Origin of the sequence: Pseudoxanthomonas spadix (assembly GCF_003703395.1) — a bacterium.
Lineage (GTDB): Bacteria > Pseudomonadota > Gammaproteobacteria > Xanthomonadales > Xanthomonadaceae > Pseudoxanthomonas_A > Pseudoxanthomonas_A spadix.
Map to the genome: position 1 here is coordinate 299359 of NZ_RDQN01000004.1, position 21573 is coordinate 320931.

General features: G+C 67.8%; 19 protein-coding genes. 13 read left to right on the forward strand and 6 right to left on the reverse strand.

What is annotated here, in order from left to right:
* Positions 1–3 precede the first annotated feature (3 nt).
* From D9R12_RS15915 to D9R12_RS08755, 6 genes are all read left to right on the forward strand, one after another.
* Entirely contained in the window at positions 4–894 is an 891-nt protein-coding gene (locus tag D9R12_RS15915; protein WP_122229787.1) for an XVIPCD domain-containing protein, read from the forward strand.
* Positions 895–1067: 173 nt separating this feature from the next.
* Positions 1068–1616: a type IV secretion system protein gene (locus D9R12_RS08735; RefSeq protein WP_425479078.1), complete on the forward strand. Its 549-nt coding sequence runs from the start codon at positions 1068–1070 to the stop codon at positions 1614–1616.
* Between the two features lie 419 nt (positions 1617–2035).
* The gene (locus D9R12_RS16260) at positions 2036–2410 is read left to right on the forward strand and encodes a DUF4189 domain-containing protein (protein WP_425479087.1); all 375 of its coding nucleotides are present in this window, start codon (positions 2036–2038) and stop codon (positions 2408–2410) included.
* Between the two features lie 284 nt (positions 2411–2694).
* Positions 2695–3426, forward strand: coding sequence for a hypothetical protein (locus tag D9R12_RS08745; protein ID WP_244919637.1), 732 nt, complete (start codon positions 2695–2697; stop codon positions 3424–3426).
* 47 nt (positions 3427–3473) lie between these two features.
* A complete protein-coding gene (locus tag D9R12_RS08750; RefSeq protein ID WP_122229793.1) occupies positions 3474–4844 on the forward strand; it encodes an XVIPCD domain-containing protein in 1371 nt (456 codons plus the stop codon).
* Between the two features lie 249 nt (positions 4845–5093).
* Positions 5094–5426, forward strand: coding sequence for a killer protein (locus D9R12_RS08755; protein ID WP_147475068.1), 333 nt, complete (start codon positions 5094–5096; stop codon positions 5424–5426).
* Between the two features lie 315 nt (positions 5427–5741).
* Here the strand turns inward: D9R12_RS08755 and D9R12_RS08760 are convergent, their stop codons facing one another.
* From D9R12_RS08760 to D9R12_RS08770, 3 genes are all read right to left on the reverse strand, one after another.
* Positions 5742–6083, reverse strand: a complete 342-nt coding sequence (locus D9R12_RS08760; RefSeq protein ID WP_122229797.1) for a lipid-A-disaccharide synthase N-terminal domain-containing protein — start codon at positions 6081–6083, stop codon at positions 5742–5744.
* A 2-nt stretch (positions 6084–6085) separates the two neighbouring features.
* Entirely contained in the window at positions 6086–6808 is a 723-nt protein-coding gene (locus tag D9R12_RS08765; protein WP_122229799.1) for a glycosyltransferase family 2 protein, read from the reverse strand.
* 273 nt (positions 6809–7081) lie between these two features.
* Positions 7082–8764 (reverse strand): electron transfer flavoprotein-ubiquinone oxidoreductase, encoded by a 1683-nt coding sequence (locus D9R12_RS08770; RefSeq protein WP_122229802.1) that lies wholly within the window; start codon positions 8762–8764, stop codon positions 7082–7084.
* A 153-nt stretch (positions 8765–8917) separates the two neighbouring features.
* Between D9R12_RS08770 and D9R12_RS08775 the strand changes: the two genes are divergently transcribed.
* The 4 genes from D9R12_RS08775 to hflX all read left to right on the forward strand — a co-directional run bounded on the left by D9R12_RS08775 (position 8918) and on the right by hflX (position 13275).
* Positions 8918–10369, forward strand: coding sequence for a bifunctional 2-methylcitrate dehydratase/aconitate hydratase (locus tag D9R12_RS08775; RefSeq protein ID WP_122229804.1), 1452 nt, complete (start codon positions 8918–8920; stop codon positions 10367–10369).
* A gap of 47 nt (positions 10370–10416) precedes the next feature.
* On the forward strand, positions 10417–11370 hold the full coding sequence (gene miaA, locus D9R12_RS08780) for a tRNA (adenosine(37)-N6)-dimethylallyltransferase MiaA (RefSeq protein WP_122229806.1): 954 nt from the start codon (positions 10417–10419) through the stop codon (positions 11368–11370).
* 133 nt (positions 11371–11503) lie between these two features.
* Complete coding sequence (gene hfq, locus D9R12_RS08785) at positions 11504–11788, forward strand: RNA chaperone Hfq (protein ID WP_014161263.1); 285 nt, start codon at positions 11504–11506, stop codon at positions 11786–11788.
* 128 nt (positions 11789–11916) lie between these two features.
* The gene (gene hflX / locus D9R12_RS08790; RefSeq protein ID WP_122229977.1) at positions 11917–13275 is read left to right on the forward strand and encodes a ribosome rescue GTPase HflX; all 1359 of its coding nucleotides are present in this window, start codon (positions 11917–11919) and stop codon (positions 13273–13275) included.
* Positions 13276–13424: 149 nt separating this feature from the next.
* On the opposite strand, the gene D9R12_RS08795 is transcribed toward hflX, so the two are convergent.
* The gene (locus tag D9R12_RS08795; RefSeq protein ID WP_122229808.1) at positions 13425–14012 is read right to left on the reverse strand and encodes an N-acetylmuramoyl-L-alanine amidase; all 588 of its coding nucleotides are present in this window, start codon (positions 14010–14012) and stop codon (positions 13425–13427) included.
* An 89-nt stretch (positions 14013–14101) separates the two neighbouring features.
* Here D9R12_RS08795 and D9R12_RS08800 point away from each other — a divergent pair, with 89 nt between their 5' ends.
* The 3 genes from D9R12_RS08800 to rlmKL all read left to right on the forward strand — a co-directional run bounded on the left by D9R12_RS08800 (position 14102) and on the right by rlmKL (position 17341).
* Positions 14102–14593 (forward strand): MOSC domain-containing protein, encoded by a 492-nt coding sequence (locus D9R12_RS08800; RefSeq protein ID WP_122229810.1) that lies wholly within the window; start codon positions 14102–14104, stop codon positions 14591–14593.
* On the forward strand, positions 14590–15117 hold the full coding sequence (locus D9R12_RS08805) for an alpha/beta hydrolase (protein ID WP_014161259.1): 528 nt from the start codon (positions 14590–14592) through the stop codon (positions 15115–15117). The genes D9R12_RS08800 and D9R12_RS08805 overlap by 4 nt, the downstream gene beginning before the upstream one ends.
* A gap of 82 nt (positions 15118–15199) precedes the next feature.
* Positions 15200–17341: a bifunctional 23S rRNA (guanine(2069)-N(7))-methyltransferase RlmK/23S rRNA (guanine(2445)-N(2))-methyltransferase RlmL gene (gene rlmKL / locus D9R12_RS08810; protein ID WP_122229812.1), complete on the forward strand. Its 2142-nt coding sequence runs from the start codon at positions 15200–15202 to the stop codon at positions 17339–17341.
* Positions 17342–17380: 39 nt separating this feature from the next.
* Here the strand turns inward: rlmKL and pyrC are convergent, their stop codons facing one another.
* Both pyrC and D9R12_RS08820 read right to left on the reverse strand, forming a co-directional pair.
* The gene (gene pyrC, locus D9R12_RS08815; RefSeq protein WP_122229814.1) at positions 17381–18430 is read right to left on the reverse strand and encodes a dihydroorotase; all 1050 of its coding nucleotides are present in this window, start codon (positions 18428–18430) and stop codon (positions 17381–17383) included.
* A 374-nt stretch (positions 18431–18804) separates the two neighbouring features.
* On the reverse strand, positions 18805–21477 hold the full coding sequence (locus D9R12_RS08820; protein ID WP_122229816.1) for a M1 family metallopeptidase: 2673 nt from the start codon (positions 21475–21477) through the stop codon (positions 18805–18807).
* Between the last annotated feature and the right edge of the window lie 96 nt (positions 21478–21573).

Here is a 21573-nt window from a genome sequence, read left to right on the forward strand (position 1 = left end):
GCAATGCCGCAATTCAATGAAAGCTCTGCGTTGTTGTTCACGACGGCAGTGGACTCGGGAATCTGCTCGCCGGAGGAGTTGGCCAACCTCATGGGGAACGCGACGGTGGAAACAGGGCGCTTCCGGCGCATGCACGAGAGCTTTGCCTATTCGTCGGCTGACAATGTGATTGCGGCGGTTGCGTCTGCCGATGACCGTTTCACGTGGCAAGAGGTCGAGGCGGCGGTGGCCAGCGGGGACCCCAAGCAGATTGCCAAAGTGATGTACGAGAATCGTGCAGATCTTGGAAATGCCGAGCTGGGGGACGGTTGGAGGTTCCACGGCCGCGGCTATTTGCAGTACACCGGTCGGGATAACTACGAGCGCTATGGCGAGCGTTTTGGCGTGGATCTTGCCAATAATCCTGACTTGGCAGCCGATCCGCAGACCGCGGCCCGGTTGGCCGTCGCCTATTGGCAGGATCGGGTGCCGGAGGCCAGCCGGACGGATCCGGTGGCAGCCGGACGCATCATCAATGGCGGTGACAACGGCAAGGATGCGCGCGTGGCGGCTTCGCGGGACTGGATCGGGACGATCACGCCGGAACTGGTCGAAGACGTGCGGACCGGCAGGGTGACGCTGGAGCAGCTTGCGACGCTGGGGAGCAATGTGCGCAACCCCACGGGGATGAGGCAGGTGGACAGCGTGCTGGCGCGCCCGGACGGCCAGGGCTTGTTTGCGGTGCAAGGGCAACTGGGGGACCCGGCTTCGCAGCGGGTGTACGTGGACCGGGCGCAGGCGGTGGGCCAGGACGTGCAGGCCAGCACCCGGCAGCTGGAGGCGCTGGCGCAAGTGCAGGACCCGGTGCTGGCCCAAGCGCAAGCCCAAGCCCAAGCCCAGCAGCCGACGCGCTGAGCGAGGACATCAGGACGATGAAGATGGCAGGGACATGGGTGCCACAGGCCAAATGTCGGCGGTCGCGCCGAATGCGGCGTGCGGGCGCAGGATCGGCCATGTACCGTTCTGCCCCGACGGTGCGCGGCTGCCGGCCAGTTCATGCCCGCGGCAGGTCCTGTCGTCGGTGTGCGATGTGGCGTTGGTCGGCGGCCGATCAGATCGACGAGAACATGGCGTGGATGTCGGTGGCGCTGACGACGATCAACGCGGTGGACGTGGTGGACAACCCGACGCTGGCCGATGAGAAGACCCGGGCGATGATCTTCGCCGGGATCGGGACCGGCGGTCCGGCGCTGGTGGCCGGAGCGATGCTGTTGCTGTACCAAGTGGCGATCGCTTTGTTCGTGGGCCTGGGCCCGTTGTTCATCCTGTGCCTGCTGTTCGACGTCACCAAGTCGCTGTTCCAGAAGTGGCTGTTCTATGGGCTCGGGACGATGTTCTCGATGGCGGTACTGGCGGCGATGACGAGCATCGCGCTGAAGATGATGACGGCGGTGTCCGAGGCGTTCTGGGGTGCTGCGCTGGTGGGCAGCTTCCTGGACATGGATGCAGTGGACGGCATCAGCAGCCAGGCGATGCAGCAGGGCGGGCTGGGACTGCTGCTGACGACGTTGATCATCACCGCCCCGCCGATGGCAGCGATGTTCTTCCAGGGGACGCTGGGGCAGTTTGCAGCGTAATCGACGATGGGCCCGCACCTGGCCCAGCAAGGGGGCGGCGACGCGCCGGGCGGGCACCCGGGCAATGTGGGTGGCGGGTATGCACAGCAGCAGCCAGGAAGGGATGTGGCTGGGCCAGGGATCAGGACAGACTCAGCGGGTGGGGCGAGAATATTGGGTGTTCCGGCGAATCCCAGCGCCTCCGAAGGTCAGGGCACGTTCGGTGCAGCAAACAAGCCGAACAGGGGATGAGGGGAACTTCGGATCAGGGGATGAACGTGTCAGGCAACCTGAGCGGAGGTTCCATGAAATTGCGGATGGCATTGATATCCGTGTTGCTAGCTGCTGGTGCAGGCGATGCGCTGGGCCAGCAGCGTCCTGGAGGCAACGGACCGTTGCCGGGTGATCCTGGTTATGGCGGGGGCGCGAGGCAGCAGCAGATGCCGCCCCCGCCACGCCTCACAGGAGGGTGGGTCACGAACTGGGGGGCGATCGCGCAGGGAACCAACGGACTGGGTGGTGTTGCGGAAGGGCAGCTTTTCAGGGTGACCGCGGAGAATGAGGCGGTGAGTCAATGCACCCGAGGGGGAGGAATGAACTGCAAGTTAATTTTCACATATTCCAATCAGTGCGTTGCCTTGGCTCACCCGGGAGGTAGGGCAACGGCGGATTCTATAGGGCTGGCGGAAGAGCGGGCTAAAAATGTGTGCAATGAGAGAAATTCTGCCGGTACTTGCCGAATCGTCTACTCCGCCTGCAGCCTCCCGTACTTCGCGCGTGCTGTTCTCCCATTGGAAAGACCTGGGGGGCGATAGAGCTGGCTAAAGAGGTCGCGTTAAAATCATGCAGTGACGTCAATGGCGGAGCCGCCTGCAAAATCATCTACTCCGACTGCAGCGACCCGATCTTCAGGCATTACTGATGGCAGGTTGCAGGCTGAGCCCGGGTTGGCCGTGCAGGATGCAGTGAGGAAATGGCGATGGATAGAACAAAAAAGGTAGTGCGCCGAAGCCGATACTGGCTTGCCGGGGCTTGTGGACTGGCACTGTTGGCTGGGTGCAATCAGTCCCCTTCCGATGGAACGGCGGAGCCGGTTGCGGTGAGCGACGGCGGATCACCGGTTGCGGCACAGACCAGCACGCCGGACAAGACGACACAGCCGCTGCCGGCTGCTGATTCCCCCGCCGTGCAGGCGGCAATCAATGGGTTGATGAATGCCGCGTACGGCGCGGCGCATTACGATGCCGACCGGGCATGCTGGATGCTCTCGTTCGAGACGCCCAACGATACGCTTGACTACTGCATGAAGCCTGCATCCCCGCAGGTGGTCGCCAGCGAAGACGGCCCGCAAGTCTATGTGCTGGCCTACAGCGATCCGGATGCCGGGGTGTATTCGCAGGTCGATCCGGGGCTGATGGGATTGCTGGCGGCATCACTGAAGACCGATGGCAGCTGGGCAGTCCTGGCTTCCAGTCCGGCCATCGATGCGGGGCAGTCTGGGGATTGTGCCTGCCGCGATGCCCGTCTTCTCCAGGTGGGTCCATCCCGATATGGCTGGGTGTCGACCGAAGGCGGCGTCTGGCAGGGGGTGGCTGTCCAGAATTATGTGATCCAGGTTCCTGTGTATGGAGTGTTTCGTAATGTTTCGAGAATTCCAAGGATCACGGAAGGAAAACAGGACGAGATCAACATCATCGACGTAGACCGTCAGGGTAATGCTGTGGCGGGCATGTACCCATTGAGGGTGACCCGCAAGCGCGGCGATGCCGTGGTGGAGACCAGAACCGTGATGTTTGACGCCGGGACCGGTACCTATCCATGGAGGCCGTGAGACCACGGCCCCACTCACTGGACTTCTGGACTTAAGGGAACAAGCACATGGCAAGGATTGACGAGCGCTGGAATGGGCACCGCGAAGAGTTGGAGGCTGCCGCGCGAACGGCGGGCATCGACGTGGGCGTCATGGTCAAGATCGCGGGGTTCGAATCCGGCTTCAACCCTGGCGCCCGGCCGATCGCGGTGAGCCATCCCGAGAACAATACGGTGCGGCAGTTTGACGGGACGATGGCGGTGTCTTCGGCTTACGGGTACGGCCAGTTTCTGGATGGCACCTGGCAGGAGATGATCAACAGGTATGGGGAGAAGTATGACGTAGCGGGAGCGGCAGACATGACCCGCACTCAGGCCAATGCGCCAGAACTTCGCCAGGACACGCGCCTGCAGGCGGCGATGCTGGCTGAGTTCACGCGCGAGAACATTGCGCGCGCGTCGCAGATCGGCGGCAGTGACGTGGCGGCCAATGTCTATGCGATGCACAACCTGGGCACTGGCGACGGGCCCAGGTTCCTGGAGGCATTGCGCGACAATCCGGATGCGCGCGTGGGCAGTGTGCTGAGCGACAGGGTGATTTCCGGGAACCCCGCGCTCTATGGGGATGGAAGCAGGACCATCGCGCAGGCCTATGCGGCAATGGGCGAGAAGATGAATCAGTACGAGCCCTATGCCCAGGAGGCGGTGCAGGGACTCCCCAGCGGTACCTTGAGTGCCGGTGGGCCAACGGCCCCGGTACGCAACCCCATGGCCGACGGCATGCTGGTGCAGAAGGAGCACGGCCAAGCGGTCAAGTCGATGCAGGAAAAGCTGTCCGGTCTGGGTTACGTCGGCACGGACGGCAAGCCACTGGTTACGGACGGCGACTTCGGCCCAAGCACGCGGCAGGCGGTGGAACAGTTCCAGCGCGACCAAGGGCTGACGGTGGACGGCAAGGCCGGGCCGAAGACCCTGGAAGCGCTGGCGGCGGCGGTGCAGGCCAGAGAGCCGGCCACCATGGCCGACACACCCGCAGCGCCGAGCATGGCCGACCCGGGGCATCCGGACCATGCCCGCTACCGCGACGTGCTGGAGAAGCTGCAGACCCTGGAACAGCAGCGCAATCAGGGCGGATTGCCGGCGCTGTTTGCCGACCGCCAGCAGCTGGAGAACGCGGCCGGGCAGGTGGTGTTCGAGTCCAGGGTCTCGGGCATGAGGCAGGTGGACAGCGTGCTGGCGCGGCCGGACGGCCAGGGCCTGTTCGCGGTGCAGGGGCAACTGGGGGACCCGGCCGCGCAGCGGGTGTACGTGGACCGGGCGCAGGCGGTGGGCCAGGACGTTCAGGCCAGCACCCGGCAGCTGGAGGCGCTGGCGCAAGTGCAGGACCCGGTGCTGGCCCAGGCCCAAGCCCAAGCCCAAGCCCAGCAGCCGACGCGCTGAGCCGGGACATCAGGAGCATGAGGATGCCGGGGTGCAGCAGGCGGGATGTCCGCCGTCGCGCCGGATGCGGCGTGCGGGCGCAGGATCGGCCATGGTCCGTCCTGTCTGGACTGGAGCTGACCTGTCTGCTTTCGGGCATCTACGTCCTGCAGGTCCGCCGGGTTGGGTCACTGGCTCGGCAGGATAATGCTTCAAGTTGCGTGATAAAAACGAAACATTTTTCGCGTATCTCGACAAATGGAGACGGACATGAAAGAAGGGTTTGCAATTCAGAAGGGTTTGATCGCCGGACTAGTGGCCGCGACGGGGCTTTTCGGCGTCGGTTCTGCGTGCGCGCAGGACGTCGCTGGGCCCTGCGTGGCGGTGCTGTGCCTGGCGGGGAAAATGGAAGGTGGCGATGGCGGGCCGGGCTGTGTGCCGGCGGAGCAGGCCTACTTCAATATCAGGGTATTCGATCCCCATTATGACCCAGGCGCGACATCTGCGGCCAGGATGGCGTATCTGCAGGGATGTGCCACGGAACAGCTAGGGCAGAAGGAGATGGTCAACGCAATGTACGGGAGGTGGTTTTCCGGGCCTTGAGCATGGACTCGGTGGCCCGCGATTTTTTGAAGCGAAGATTCAATGCCGTGACATCTCTGCTCTGGCCGATAACGAAGTCGCGTCGTTGCGCTGGCGCTACTTTTTTAGCGCGACGTATGGTCGGCGATTGCTGCATGGGGTGGAATGCGTGCGGGAGGGCGCGCACTGCCCGCCTCGTCATTTACTTCTTCAGCGGGGCTCGCGCGCCGATTGCTGTAGTTGAAGCTGGCTCACGGCTGCCGGCGGCGGGACTGCCCATCGGCTCTTTCCGCCTTTGATGGCGCGCTCGTGCAGACATGTGTTCCCCGGGCGAGTTCAGTGTTCGGCCCGGTCCCGCTTCCAGCCGCGGTGCTTGATGTCAAGGTACAGGCTGTAGGCGGCGGTGAAGGCGGGGAAGAGGTTTTGCAGGACGCCGACGGAGTCCTGTTTGGCCGAGAACACGAAATAGCTGAGGGTCATGGCGCTGCCGATGACGCTCATGTACCAGAACAGGCGCGGGATCACCGGCTTGCCGGCGCGTTTGGAAGCCACGAACTGGACCAGCCAGCGGCCGCCGAACATCAGCGCGCCGGTGTAGCCGATAATCTTCCAGCCGGTGACATGCAGGCCGGTCCAGTACAGTGCTTCGATCGGCTGGTCCAGCCAGTGGATCTCCATGCTCAAAGCTCCCGCACTGCCGTGCGCTTGCTGCGCACGATCAGCCAGGCCACGCCCATCAGGTCGCGGATGCCGACCAGGGCGCGCTGCAGGTTGTTGTACTTGGACACTCCGGCGCCACGCGGGCGATGGTTGACCGGGATGCTGATCGTCTTCCAGCCCGAGCGCTGCATCAGCGCCGGCAGGTAGCGATGCATGTGGTCGAAATAAGGCAGGTCCAGGAACGCCTCGCGTTCGAACAGCTTGGTGCCGCAGCCGGTATCGGGCGTGTCATCGTGGAGCATGCGGGCGCGGATGGCGTTGGCGCACTTGGAGGCCCAGCGCTTGCTGCCGCTGTCCTGGCGGTTGACGCGCCAGCCCGCATACAGTTTGACCGATGGATCGGCACTGTCGCGGGCTGTCAACAACCTGGGCAGGTCGGCCGGGTCGTTCTGGCCGTCGCCATCGAGGGTGGCAATCCATGCACCGCGCGCGGCCTTGACGCCGGTGCGGATGGCGGTGCTCTGCCCGCTTTGGATCGCGTGCTGGAGGATGCGCAACTCCGGGGTGGCGGCCTTGAGCGACTGCAGGACGGCGGCGGTGTCATCGCGCGACTGGTCATCGACGTAGACGATTTCGAAGGCCGTCACCCCCCGCAGGGCGGCGAGGATCTCGGAAATCAGGGGGGCGACATTGTCACGCTCGTTGAAGACCGGGACGACAACGGACAGGGCTGGGTTCTGCATAGGCGCGCATTATCCGATGTTTCGGTTCAGGTGAACGAGGGCAAGCCAGATGTGGAGTCGCCGATCACTCCGCGTGGGAGTCCTCGCTGGCACGACAAAAACCTCGGCATTGGGCCGGGGTCGGGGTCGGAATGTCGTAGGAGGCCGGCCGGAGGCGCTGATGCTGCCTGCCAGCCGGCGCCGGGTGAAGTCGGCGTCGGCTGGCTCGCCAGCGCAAGCCGGCAGCCAATGCCCGCTGCATCAGCCAATGCCCGCTGCATCAACAGCGTGGCGTCACATCCCCGCGTAGTTCGGCCCGCCGCCGCCCTGCGGGGCCACCCAGACGATGTTCTGGGTGGGGTCCTTGATGTCGCAGGTCTTGCAGTGCACGCAGTTCTGGGCATTGATCTGCAGGCGCGTGGCCTGGCCTTCGCCGATGAACTCGTACACCCCGGCCGGGCAGTAGCGCGCCTCGGGCCCGGCGTAGGTGGCCAGGTTGATGTTCACCGGCACCGACGGGTCCTTGAGGGTCAGGTGCGCCGGCTGGTCTTCGGCGTGGTTGGTGCTGGACAGGAATACCGAGGACAGCCGGTCGAAGGTCAGCTGCCCGTCCGGCTTGGGGTAGGCGATCTTCTGGTGCCGGTCGGCCGGCTCCAGGCAGGCATGATCCGGCGTGGTGCGGTGGATCGTCCAGGGCGGATTGCGCATGCCCAGCTTGGGCAGCAGCCATTGCTCGATGCCGGTCATCAGCGTGGCCAGGCGGCGGCCCTTCTTGAACCACTGCTTGAAGTTCTTGGATTGCTCGAGCTCGGCGTGCAGCCAGCTGGCTTCGAATGCGGCGGGGTAGGCAGTGAGCTCGTCGCCGCTGCGGCCCTCGCCCAGGGCCTGGAAGGCGGCCTCGGCTGCCAGCATGCCGGTCTTGATCGCGGCATGGCTGCCCTTGATCCGGCTGGCGTTGAGCGTGCCGGCCTCGCAGCCAACCAGCGCCCCGCCGGGGAAGACCAGCTTGGGCAGCGAGAGCAGGCCGCCGGCGGTGATCGAACGGGCGCCGTAACCGATGCGCGTGCCGCCTTCCAGATGCTTGCGGATGGCCGGATGGGTCTTGAAGCGCTGGAATTCCTCGAACGGGCTCAGCCAGGGGTTCCTGTAATCCAGCCCCACGACCAGGCCGATGGCGATCTTGCCGTCCTCGGCGTGGTAGATGAACGAGCCACCGTAGGTATCGTCATCCAGCGGCCAGCCGGCGGTGTGCACCACCAGGCCAGGCTGATGCCTGGCCGGATCGGCCTGCCACAGCTCCTTGATCCCCAGGCCGTAGGCCTGCGGATCCTTGCCGGCATCCAGCGAATACTTGGCGACGAGCTGGCGACCGAGCTGGCCGCGCGAGCCTTCGGCGAAGAGCGTGTATTTGGCGTGCAGCTCCATGCCCAGCTGGAACTCGGCGGTCGGCTCGCCGTCCTTGCCTAGGCCCAGGTTGCCGGTGGCCACCCCGCGCACCGCACCGGTGTCCGAATACAGAAGCTCGGCCGCGGCAAAGCCCGGGAAGATCTCCACGCCCAGGCTTTCGGCCTGCTGCGCCAGCCAGCGGGTCAGCGCGCCCAGGCTGATGATGTAGTTGCCGTGGTTCTGGAAGCACTCGGGCAGCAATACATGCGGGGTCGCCCTGGCGCCGGTTTCGCTCAGGAACAGGAACTGATCTTCGGTCACGGCCTGCTTGAGCGGGGCGCCGAGTTCCTTCCAATCGGGGAACAGCTCGGTCAGCGCGCGCGGATCCATGATCGCCCCGGACAGGATGTGCGCGCCGGGCTCGGAGCCCTTCTCCAGCACGCACACCGACACCTCGCGACCGGCCCCGGCGGCCAGCTGCTTGAGGCGGATGGCGCTGGCCAGGCCGCCCGGGCCGGCGCCCACCACCACCACGTCGTACTCCATCGATTCACGAGGGCCGTATTGGTTCAACAGCGCTTCCGGGGTCATGGGCTGGCTCCGCGATGGGGTAACAGAAGGGCATTCCATGATACCGGACGGCGCCGTATGGGCCAGGTCGGCGCAGGCGCTCACGTCGGGTTGACATGGCCGGCGCGGTGCGGCGCTAGCATTTCAGGCCCCTCTGCAGCATCAGGGCCGCCCGTGTCCCAGCACATCACCAACGTCCGTCCGGCGCCGGACCAGGTCATGGTCGACATTGCCGATTACGTGCTCGACTACCAGATCGACTCGGCCCTGGCGTTCGAGACCGCCAGTTACTGCCTGATCGATACCCTCGGCTGCGGGCTGGAGGCGCTGGAGTATCCGGCCTGTACCAAGCTGCTCGGGCCGATCGTGCCCGGCACCGTGGTGCCCAACGGGGCCAGGGTGCCAGGCACCCCCTACCAGCTGGACCCGGTCCAGGCCGCCTTCAACCTGGGCGCGATGATCCGCTGGCTGGATTTCAACGATACCTGGCTGGCGGCCGAATGGGGCCATCCCTCCGACAACCTGGGTGGCATCCTGGCCACCGCCGACTGGCTCAGCCGCACGGCCGTGGCCCAGGGCCGGCCGCCGCTGCCCATGCGTGCGGTGCTGAATGCAATGATCAAGGCGCACGAGATCCAGGGCTGCATCGCGCTGGAGAATTCCTTCAACCAGGTCGGCCTGGACCACGTGGTGCTGGTCAAGGCCGCCACCACGGCGGTGGTGGGCCAGCTGCTGGGCCTGGACCGCGCGCAGCTCATCAATGCCATCTCGCTGGTCTGGGTGGACGGGCAAAGCCTGCGCACCTATCGGCATGCGCCCAATACCGGCAGCCGCAAGAGCTGGGCCGCCGGCGATGCCACCAGCCGCGGGGTGCGGTTGGCGCTGATCGCCGCCACCGGCGAGATGGGCTATCCGTCGGCGCTGACCGCCAAGACCTGGGGTTTTTACGATGTCTCCTTCAAGGGCCAGCCGTTCCGCTTCCAGCGGCCCTATGGCAGTTACGTGATGGAGAACGTGCTGTTCAAGATCAGCTTTCCGGCCGAATTCCACGCCCAGACCGCCGTGGAGGCGGCGATGACGCTGCATGCGCAGCTGGCCGCGCTGGGGCGCAGCGTGGAGGACATCGCCGCGATCACCATCCGCACCCACGCCGCCTGCATCCGCATCATCGACAAGCAGGGGCCGCTGAACAATCCGGCCGATCGCGACCACTGTGTCCAGTACATGGTCGCCGTGCCGTTGATCTTCGGCCGGCTGACCGCGGCCGACTACGAAGACGCGGTGGCGGCCGACCCGCGCATCGACGCGCTGCGGGCGAAGATCACCTGCGTCGAAGATCCGCAGTTCACCGCCGACTACCACGACCCGGACAAGCGCAGCATTCCCAACGCGCTGATGGTGGTGTTCAACGATGGCAGCCGGCTGGACGAGGTGGTGGTCGAGTACCCGATCGGTCATCGCCGCCGCCGTGCCGAAGGCATGCCGCTGCTGGTGGAGAAGTTCAAGGCCAATCTGGCGCGGCGCTTTGGCCGCGAGCAGCAGCAGAAGATCCTGGATGCGTCGCTGGACCGGCCTGCGCTGGAAGCCATGGCCGTGCACGATTACGTGGATCTGTACGTGCCGTAGGACCTGCCGCGCTTGGCGGCAGATGCAGCGGCGGCCACACTGCCGCCATGTCCAACCTGCTGTTGCCGCCGGCCATTGCCCTGCTCGGGCCCACCGCCTCGGGCAAGTCCGCGCTGGCGCTGGAATGGGCCCAGCGCCTGGGCGGGGAGATCGTCAGCGTCGATTCGGCCCTGGTCTACCGGCACCTGGACATCGGCGCGGCCAAGCCCTCGCGCGATGAACTGGCGCAGGTGCCACATCATCTGATCGACGTGCGCGATCCGTGGCAGGTCTATTCGGCGGCCGAATTCGCCGCCGCCGCGCGCCTGGCCATCGAACAGATCCTTGCCCGCGGCCGCATCCCGATCCTGGCCGGCGGCACCGGCCTGTATTTCCAGGCGCTGAGCCAGGGCTTGGCCGAGATGCCAGAAGCCGATCCCGGCCTGCGTGCCGAAATCACCGCCAATGCCGCCGTGCGCGGCTGGCCGGCGCTGCATGCCGAGCTGGCCCGGGTCGATCCGGTGGCCGCGGCCAGGATCAAGCCGACCGACCCGCAGCGCATCCAGCGCGCGCTGGAAGTGTTCCGGCTCAGCGGCCGTCCCATCAGCGCCTGGCAACGCGCGCCGCTGCGCCAGCGCCTGCCGGTGCGGCTGCTCAAGCTGGTGCTGGCGCCGGCCGACCGCGCGGTGCTGCACCAACGCATCGCCCGACGTTTCGAGGCGATGCTCGCCGCTGGCTTTCTGGATGAAGTGCGGGCGCTGCGCGCGATGCCGCAGATGCAGGCGGTGGCCGCGCCGCTGGACCTGCCCGCCGTGCGCGCGGTCGGCTACCGGCAGGCCTGGGAATGGCTGGACGGGCAGGGCGATGCGGCGGCCTTTCGCGAGCGCGCCATCGCCGCCACCCGCCAGCTGGCCAAGCGCCAGCTGACCTGGCTGCGCGGGCGGCCCGATCTGCGCTGGTTCGACCCCGTCAGCCAGCGCGCCGGACTGGAGCAGGCGCTGGCGCTGTTCCTGGGCCGCTGAAAACCGCGACGGCGTGGCTGGTCAATCCGCGTTGCTTGTGTAATATCGGTTCACCGGCGCGGTTCGGGGAAACGGTGGCCGCGCCGGCCCATTAGAAGAACAGTCCCATCGAAGAATGGGCAGGAGTTTTTGCATGTCCAAGGGGCAATCCCTGCAGGATCCTTTCCTCAACGCGCTGCGGCGCGAGCGGGTGCCGGTCTCGGTCTACCTGGTCAACGGCATCAAGCTGCAGGGCACGATCGAGTCGTTCGACCAGTTCGTGGTGCTGCTGCGCAATACCGTCAGCCAGATGGTCTACAAGCACGCCATTTCCACCGTGGTCCCGGCGCGCAACGTGCGCGTGGGCCCGGGCGGCGGCTATGTCCAGAACGCCGATGGCGGTGAAAGCGGCCCTGACGAGGCCGAAGACGACGACTGAGCGTCGCTGCCGGCGCGCGCAAACGCCCATTGGTTGCGTTTTTCCGCGGCCGGGCGGTTGAACCCGGGTCTTGCCGTCACCATGCTGGTGGGACGTATTTACCGACCCCGTGAAAGATGCCGACCGAGTTGTTCGAACGTTCCCGCAAGGGTGAGCACGCCTTGCTGATCCAGCCCGTGCGCGGTGGCGCCGCCGCCGTGACCGGCGATGAGGACGCCGCCGAGGAGTTCACCGAGCTTGCCCGCTCCGCCGGTGCGAGCATCGCCGCGCTGGTCACCGCCCGGACCGACAAGCCCAGCCCGTCGACCTTCATCGGCAGCGGCAAGCTGGACGAGGTCAAGGCCGCGGCCGACGCCACCGGCGCCGATCTGATCCTGGTCAATCATGCGCTGACCCCGGGCCAGGAACGCAACCTGGAAAAAGCCCTGGAGCGGCGCGTGCTGGACCGCACCGGGCTGATCCTGGACATCTTCGCCCAGCGCGCCCGCAGCCATGAGGGCAAGCTGCAGGTCGAACTGGCCCAGCTGCGGCACATGGCCACCCGCCTGGTCCGCGGCTGGACCCACCTGGAGCGCCAGCGCGGCGGTTCCATCGGCCTGCGCGGTCCGGGTGAAACCCAGCTGGAAACCGACCGCCGGCTGCTGCAAAAGCGTGTGGACCAGCTGCAGAAGCGGCTGGAGAAGGTCGAGGTGCAGCACACCCAGATGCGCCGCGCGCGCGTGCGCAGCGAGCTGCCGCGGGTGGCCCTGGTGGGCTACACCAATGCCGGCAAGTCGACCCTGTTCAACGCCCTCACCGGCGCCCAGGCCTATGCGGCCGACCAGCTGTTCGCCACCCTGGACCCGACCGTGCGCCGGGTGAACCTGGCCGGGGGCCACGTGGTGCTGGCCGACACGGTCGGCTTCGTGCGCGACTTGCCGCATGAGCTGGTGGCCGCTTTCCGCTCGACGTTGTCCGAGGCGCGCGAGGCCGACCTGCTGCTGCACGTGGTCGATGCGGCCGACCCGCTGCATGCCGAACGCATCGCCCAGGTCGACCTGGTCCTGGCCGAGATCGGCGCCGGCGACATCCCGCAGCTGCTGGTGTTCAACAAGATCGACCGCATCGAAGGCGCGCAGCCGCGCCACGACGCACCGGAAGGCGATCTGGACGGCGACACCGAGCCCGGCACGTTGGGCCTGGCGCGCGAGCGGGTGTGGATTTCCGCCCGCGACGGCGTCGGCCTGGACCTGCTGCAGGAAGCCCTGGCCCGGCGCCTTGGCTTGCAGCGCATCCGCGGTGAGGTGGTGTTGCCGCCGACCGCCGGCCGCCTGCGCGCGCGCCTGCATGCGCTGGAAGCCGTGCGCAGCGAAGGACACGACGAGGCCGGCTGGCGCCTGACCCTGGACATGGCCCGCACCGATGCCGAGAAGCTGCTGTCGCAGCCAGGCGGCGATGCGCTGCGGGTGCTGCTGCCGGCGGTGGAAGTGGAGCACTGGGAGGCGTAGGCCTTCTGTTCTTCGTCGTCTTTATCGGGACTGCGGTGCGCTCTGTGAATCGATGAAAACACAGGCTTTGGCCCTGCTTTGCGGCCCGGCAGCCGTTGTTTTGTCGTGCCGGGTCTGGCTACGCACAGGCGTGCGTAGCAAACGATGAATCACGGGACCAGCCGCTCCAACCCCACCTGCGCCAGCACCCTCTCCCACGGAAACAGCGGCCCCGGATCCTGCTTGCGGGCAACCAGCACGCCGGGATCATCCTCGGCCGGCACCTGCTCGGTATCCAGGTCCTGGTGCCCGGCGATCAAGCGCAGCGCCGGCAGCCGCGCCTGCAGGTCCTGCAGCAGGGCCACCAGCGCGGCGATCTGCGCATCCGGGTAGGGCACGTCCATTGCCTGGTGTCTGGCATGCAGCCAGTGCGGATGGCGGCCGCGGTTGACCAGTTCGATGCCGACGCTGCGCAGGTTCCAGCCACGCACGTGGTGGGCGATGCGCTCGGGCGGGACCCACGCCTGGGTGTGGCCATCGCGGTCGACGTACCAGTGGCCGCTGTTGCCGGTGCCCGAGGCATAGCGGACGGTTTCGGCAAATTCCCGCGCCATCGCCAGGTCCGGCAGCTCGGTGCAGTGGATGACCACCAGGTCGATCTGCGTCAGCAGACGATGCTCCAGCAGGGACACGTAGGGCAGCGGGGCGGCCTTGACCTGCAGGGGTGCCGGCGGCGTGGTCCGGGATGGGTGCGACATGCCGGCGATGCTACACGCGCCGCGGGCGCAGGGCGGGCGCGCGGTAAACTGCGTGCCCCGGCGTTCCGCGCCGTCGTCGTGTGCCGCCCATGCCCTTGAACCCCGAGTCGCCGCTGGCCCGGCTGATGGCCACCCTGCCGCGCGCGGGCGCGGTGGAATGGATCGGCGTGCGGCCCGCGCGCGAGGTGCCGATGGTCGCCGCCGAGCGCGTGCAGGCCAAGGCCGGCGCCGGGCTGACCGGTGACCGCTACCAGGGCGGCAGCGGCAAGCGCGGGCTGACCCTGATCCAGGCCGAGCACCTGCCGGTGATCGCCGCCCTGGCCGGGCTGGAGGCGGTCAGCGCCGCAACCCTGCGCCGCAACGTGGTGGTTTCGGGCATTGCGCTGATCGCGCTGAAGCAGCGCCGCTTCTGCATCGGCGATGTCGTGCTGGAAGGCACCGACCCCTGCGATCCATGCTCGCGCATGGAAACCGCGTTGGGCGCCGGCGGCTACAACGCCATGCGCGGCCACGGCGGGCTGTGCGCACGGATCATCCAGGGCGGCACCTTTGCCGTCGGCGATGCGGTGGTACCGCTGTGATCCGCGGCCACGTGATCCTCTCGCACGGCTTCGAAAGCGGCCCGGAAGCGACCAAGGTCACCGCCCTGGCGCAGGTGGCCCAGGCCGCCGGCTGGAGCCACGAGCGCCCGGACTACACCGACCTGGACGCCATGACCGGGGTCGGCCAGCTGGGCGATGTCGGCGCGCGCCTGATGCGCCTGCGCACCCTGGCCGAGGCCGCAGCCAGGAAGGGCCCGCTGGTGCTGGCCGGTTCCAGCCTGGGCGCCTACATCTCGGCCCAGGTCTCGCTGCTGGTGCCGGTGCACGCCCTGTTCCTGATGGCCCCGCCCACGGCGATGGGCTCGCTGCCGGCGCTGGACGCCGCGCAGGTGCCGGTCTCGATCATCCACGGCTGGGACGACGAACTGATCCCGGTCAGGCACGTCATCGACTGGGCGCAGGCGCGTCGGGCGCGGCTGCTGCTGGTCGATGACGACCATCGCCTGTCCCATCACGTCGACGCGGCCGCGCAGGCCTTCGCCCAGCTGCTGGCCGGGCTGTAATTGCAGCCGGCGCCGGTTGCGCCGGCGTGCTGCCATCGCGCTTGCGCACCCGCGCAGGCGTCATTTCCATTCGAGGTTTCAAGTGAAGTTCTACGTTTCCTGCGCCAAGGGCCTGGAGTACCTGCTGGTCGAGGAGGTGCTGGCGCTGGGCGCCGCAAGCGCCACGGCCACCGTGTCCGGCGTGAATGTCGAAGGCAGCCTGCACGATGCCCAGCGCCTGGTGTTGTGGTCGCGCCTGGCCAGCCGCGTGCTGTGGCCGATCGGCGCGTTCGAGTGCCCGGACCAGGACGCGCTCTACGAGGGCGTTCATGCGCTGCCGTGGACCGGGCACCTGAAGCCCGAACACACCCTGGCGGTGGACGCGCACGTGTCCGGCGAGGTCATCACCCACGCGCGCTTTGCCGCGCAGCGGGTCAAGGACGCGGTGGTCGATCACCTGCGCAGCCATGGCTTGGAGCGCCCGTCGGTGGACGTGGACGATCCGGACGTGCGCATCAACTTTTCGCTGCGCAAGGGCCGGGCCACGCTCTCGATCGACCTCGGTGGCGGGCCGCTGCATCGCCGTGGCTGGCGCCGGGTGCGCAACGATGCGCCGCTGAAGGAAAACCTGGCCGCCGCGGTCTTGATGCGCGGCGGCTGGAGCCAGTCCTACGCCGGCGGTGGCGGCCTGCTCGATCCGATGTGCGGCAGCGGCACCCTGCTGATCGAAGGGGTGTTGATGGCCGCCGATGTGGCGCCAGGGCTGCAGCGCCACGGCAGCCTGCCGCCGACGCGCTGGCTGGGCTTCGATATGTCCCACTGGCAAGCCCTGCGCGAGCAGGCGCGCGAGCGCGAAGCCGCCGGCCGCGCCGCGTTGCCGGCGCAGGTCGCCTTCGGCAGCGACATCGATCCGCGCGCGATCGAGGCCGCCCGCGAAAGCGCGCGCGAAGCCGGCGTGGAGCACGCCATCTTCCTGCAGGTCTGCGATGTGGCCAAGTTGCCGGCGCCGCCGATCCGCCGTGGCGTGGTGGTCTGCAACCCGCCCTACGACGAGCGCCTGGCCGCCGATGCGGCGCTGTACCGGGCGCTGGGCGATGGCCTGCGTCGGGCGGTGCCGGACTGGCGGGCGAGCCTTTTGTGCGGAAGCGCCGAGCTGGCCATGGCCACCGGCCTGCGCGCGCAGAAGAAATACCAGCTGTTCAACGGCGCCATCGAGTGCGCGCTGATCTTCGTCGATCCGATCGCGCCGCCGCAGCGCGTGGTGCCCGATGCGCCCGCTGAATTGAACGTCGGGGCACAGATGGTGGCCAACCGCCTGCGCAAGAACATCAGGAAGTTCAAGAGCTGGCGCCAGCGCGAGGACGTGAGCTGCTACCGCGTCTACGATGCCGACCTGCCCGAGTACGCCGCCGCGGTGGACGTGTACGAAGAAGCCGACGGCGCGCGCCGCACCTTCCTGCACGTGCAGGAATATGCCGCCCCGGCCAGCATCCCCGAGGCCGACACGCTGCGCCGTTTCAACGAGCTGCTGGCTGCGGTGCGCAATGTGTTTGCCGTGCCGCACGAGCAGGTGGCGATCAAGTCGCGTGCGCGCGGCAAGGGCGGCAGCAAGTACGGCCGCCTGGGCGCGGGCAGCGAGGTGATCGTGGTGCGCGAACACGGCGCACGCCTGCGCGTGAACCTGTTCGATTACCTGGATACCGGCCTGTTCCTGGACCACCGCCCGCTGCGCGGGCAGATGGCGCACGCTGCGCGCGGCCGGCGCTTCCTCAACCTTTTCAGCTACACCGGCGTGGCCAGTGTGGAAGCGGCGGTGGCCGGCGCGGCCAGCACCACCAGCGTCGACCTGTCGGGCACCTACCTGCAGTGGTGCCAGGACAACCTGCAGGAAAACGGCCTGGGCGGTCAGCAGCACCAGCTGGTGCAGGCCGATGCGCTGGCCTGGCTGGAAGCCGACCGCGGCCAGTACGACCTGATCTTCTGCGACCCGCCGACGTTCTCCAACTCGGCGCGCGCGGAGGATTTCGAGGTGCAGCGCGATCACGTGCGCCTGCTGCGCGCGTGCATCGCGCGGCTGTCGCAGGGCGGCGTGCTGTATTTTTCCAACAACTTCCGACGCTTCAGGCTGGACGCCGAACGGGTGGCCGAATTCGCCGTATGCGAGGAGATCAGCGCCCAGACCATCCCGCCGGATTTCGAGCGCAACACGCGCATCCACCGCGCCTGGCGGCTGACCCGCGCTTAGTGCATCCGGCACCGCCTTCGCAGATGCGCTGCCGCCGCGTCAGGAGTCCTGCCGAACCAGCGACCAGGCGACCGACTCGCCTGCACGCATCGGGACGCAGGTCGAGGTGGCCAGCCGATAGCTGGGCGGGACCACCCACGGCGTGCGTTCCAGGGTGATGCGCTCCTGATTGCGGGGCAGGCGGTAGAAGTCCGGGCCGTGGAAGCTGGCGAAGGCTTCCAGCCGATCCAGCCGGCCGACCTGCTCGAAGGCCTCGGCGTACAGTTCGATGGCGGCGTGGGCGGTATAGAGGCCGGCGCAGCCGCACGCGGTCTCCTTGGTTTCCCGCGCATGCGGGGCGCTGTCGGTGCCGAGGAAAAAATGGCTGTCGCCGCTGGTCGCCGCCTGCAGCAGCGCGGCGCGGTGGGTCTGCCGCTTGAGGATCGGCGCGCAGTAGTGGTGCGGGCGGATGCCACCTTCGAACAGCGCGTTGCGGTTGAGCAGCAGGTGGTGGGCGGTGATGGTGGCGGCCACGTGCGCCGGCGCGCCGGTGATGAACGCCACCGCATCGGCGGTGGTGATGTGCTCGAGCACCATGCGCAGCGCGGGGAACCTGGCCTGCAACGGCAGCAGGTGCCGCTCGATGAAGACCCGCTCGCGGTCGAAGATATCGATGTCCGGATCGGTCACCTCGCCATGCAGCAGCAGCGGCAGTTCATGCCGTTCCATGGCCTCGAGCACGGCATGCACGCGGGCCAGGTCGCGCACTCCGGACTGCGAGTTGGTGGTGGCGCCGGCCGGGTAGTACTTCACCGCCAGCACGCTGTCGCTGGCCTTGGCCAGGGCAATCTCCGCGGGCGAGGTCTGTTCGGTGAGGTACAGCGTCATCAGGGGCTGAAAGCGCGCGCCGGACGGCAGGCACGCCAGGATCCGCTGGCGGTAGGCCTCTGCCTGGGCCACGGTGGCCACCGGCGGCTTGAGGTTGGGCATGACGATGGCGCGGGCAAAGCGCTCGGCGGTATGGCCGATCACCGACGCCAGCGCCTCGCCATCGCGAAGATGCAGATGCCAGTCGTCGGGGGCAGTGAGGTCGATGCGCGTGGGGGTCATGAGGGGCAGGTTGGGGTCATCGGCCGGTGCAGGACCGCACCAGGCAAGTCAGCAAGCGCCGGGCGGCACGGCTGGCGTGCCATCTGTCGGCGCGCGGCGGGGCGACATCGTATCCCATCGCGCTCCGGGCACCTTGGTGCCGCAACCGATGCAGCGGCGAGCGCCGGGCCGCGCGAACCGGCCCGATCGGATCGCCAAGGCCCTTGAGAGCGACTTCGCCTGCAACCCTGGCCGGCACCGTCGGCAGCCGCAGGCAGACTTCGGTTGCAGCTGCGCTCGCCTGAAGATCCGTCGGTCAGTCGGCGTGGCGCCGCACACAATGACGCCGCCGCAGTTGCCTGCGGCGGCGTCGGGTACAGGCAATGGCGCTGCGATCACTTCACCAGCGTGGCCGGATCCTGCCTGGCGGTCAGGGCGCTGCACAGGGCGATGCTTTCGCGCGCCTGCTGCAGGCCGCGCACGGCGCCGGGCAGGTCCTTCAGGCGCGGCTCGAAGAACGCCTGCAGACGCTCGGACTCGGCCGGGGTGCAGGCGCCGGCGGCGGCGATGCGCGGCAGCGAGCCGCCGGCAAAGGCGCCGATGCGGTCGTGGATGGCCTGGTAGTTGGCGGTGAACCAGTTCCACTGGGCGTCGCGGTCGGCGAGGGTGGCGCGCTCGCCGGCGGTCAGCACGTAGCGCATTTCGCCCACCTTGACGTCCTTGCTCAAACCGAAACTGCGCACCTTGGCCGCCAGGGCCGGGTCCTCGACGCTGGCCAGTGCGCCGAGCATGGCATTGCGGTGGGCCGGGTCGATCACGCCGGGCAGGGCGGCCATCAGCTGGTCCACGGCCGCGGCGCCGTGTTCCTGCACGCTCACGCCCAGCGCGCTCTGCAGCAGGTCCGGATTGGGCTGGTCGAAGGCCAGCGTCTTGCCGCCGGCCAGGACCGCGTCACCCTGCTTGAGCAGTTCGGCACGCACTGCAGGCACCTTCATGGTCAGGCCCAGAAACCCGGCCAATTCGGCGCGTTGCAGGGCGTCGCTGCCTTCCTCGCCATCCTTGCGCACGTAGCCCAGCTGCTGCATGCGCGGCAGGTAGGCCTGCTGCGCCCAGGTGCTCAGCGCGGCGCGCTGGGCGTCGGTCCTGGCCAGGGAGTGATAGAGCCAGCTCACGTTGCCGATCGGCTTGTCGGCCACTTCCGGGACCTTGGACGCGGTCAGCGGCTTGAGCGCGGCCAGCAGCTGGGCCGGGTTGATCTCGCCCAGGCGGAAGGAGGCGTCCACGCCATCGTTGTAGGCCAGCTGCTCGGTGTCGCTGAGCTGGGGCAGGTTGGCGGTGAGGGTCTTGAGCGCCGTGGCGTCCAGGCCGATGCGGTAGTAACCGGCAGCGCCGGCGTTGGGCATCACCCAGCCGCCCTTTTGGGCGCCGGGCAGGGCCAGCTGACCGCTGGCGGCGGTCAGCAGGGTGCAGGCGTTGTCGCTGCCGGCGGTGGTCTGGTAACGCACGCACACCGGCACGCCCCAGGTCTTGGCCGGGTCGCCGGTGCTGCCCAGCGGCAGGTAGCGCTTCTGGGTCAGCTTCAGCACGACCTGGCCCTTGGCATCGGTGACTTCGGTGTGCACGTAGGGCACGCCCGGCTGGTCCAGGAAGCTGTTGAACGCGGCAGTGAACTCTGGTCCCTTGCCTGCGGCCGTGGCGATCGCGCTGACCAGATCGTCGGCGGTGGCATTGGCGAACTTGTGGTCCTGGATGTACTGGCGCATGCCTTTCTGGAACACGTCCTGGCCCACATAGGACTCGAACATGCCCAGCACCGAGGCGCCCTTCTGGTAAGTGATGCCGTCGAAGGCGTTCTCGATGTCGCCGTTGCCGGTGATCTCCTGGCGGATCTTGCGCGTGGCCACCAGCCCGTCGCCGGACATGGCGCCCTGCGCACCCAGCACGCGGTCCAGGTCGGCGCGGTACTCCGGGTGCACCTTCATGGTGACCTTCTGCTGCATCCAGGTGGCGAAGGACTCGTTGAGCCACAGGTCGTCCCACCAGGCCATGGTCACCGTGTCGCCGGTCCACTGGTGGGCCAGCTCGTGGGCGATCACGTTGAACGAGGCGCGCTTGTAGCGGGTGGCCGAGTCTTCATCCAGCAGCAGCAGGAAGTCGCGATAGGTCACAAGCCCTGCGTTTTCCATCGCGCCGGCCGAGAAGTCCGGCGCGGCCAGCTGGTCCAGCTTGTCCCACGGGTAGCCGAAGTCGTAGTAGTCCTCGAGCGTGTGGATGATCACCGGGGTCGAATCCAGGGCGATCTTCATGCGCGGACCCTTGCCATGCGGGGCGACGCCGCGCAGCGGCAGGGTGCCGGCGCGCTGTGGGGTGGCGGTGATGCCGGGGCCGTCCACCACATCCCACGGGCCCACCGCAAAGGCGACCAGGTAGGTCGGCAGCGGCAGGGTGCGCGAGAAGGTCAGCGTCTTGAAGCCCTTGCCGGCCGGGGTTTGCTTGATCTGGGCGGTATTGGCCACGCCCTGCAGGTCGGCCGGAATGGTCAGCCTGATGTCGTAGGGGGTCTTGAACGAGGGCTCGTCGAAGCTGGGGAAGGCAAAGCGCGCGCTGATCGGTTCCATCTGCGTCATCGCGTAGGGCTTGCCTTCGTAGGTGACCTTGTAGAGCCCTTCCAGCTCGCCGTTGAACGGCGCGCTGTAGGCAATGGTCAACACCAGGTCCTGCGGCTGCAGGGTGGTGCCGAAATCGATCCGGGCCACGCCAGTCTTTTCATCGGCCTGCACGTACCTGGCCGGCTTGGGCCTGCCGCCGCCGGCGGCCACGGTGACCTTGTCGACGGTCAGCTCCTTGCCGTCGATCCACAGGTGGTCGCTGGCCTGGGTCAGCTTGACCTTGATCGTGGTGGTGCCGCTGAAGGTGTCCTGCGCCGGGTCGATCTTCAGGTCCAGCGCGTAATCCTGCGGCTGGGCCCAGGTGGGCAGGCGGCCGGTCGGGGTTTGTTCGGCGGCATGGGCGCTGGCGCAGCAGGCAGCCAGCGCCAGGGTCAGCAACGGGCGGGCAAGACGGGGCATCGGGGCGGCTCTCCGGTGGCGTGGATGTGATGGGGGTAAGGTGCCCCCGGCCCAGGCCGCCCGGCCAGTGCCACAAGGCATGGGCGAGGTGCGCCG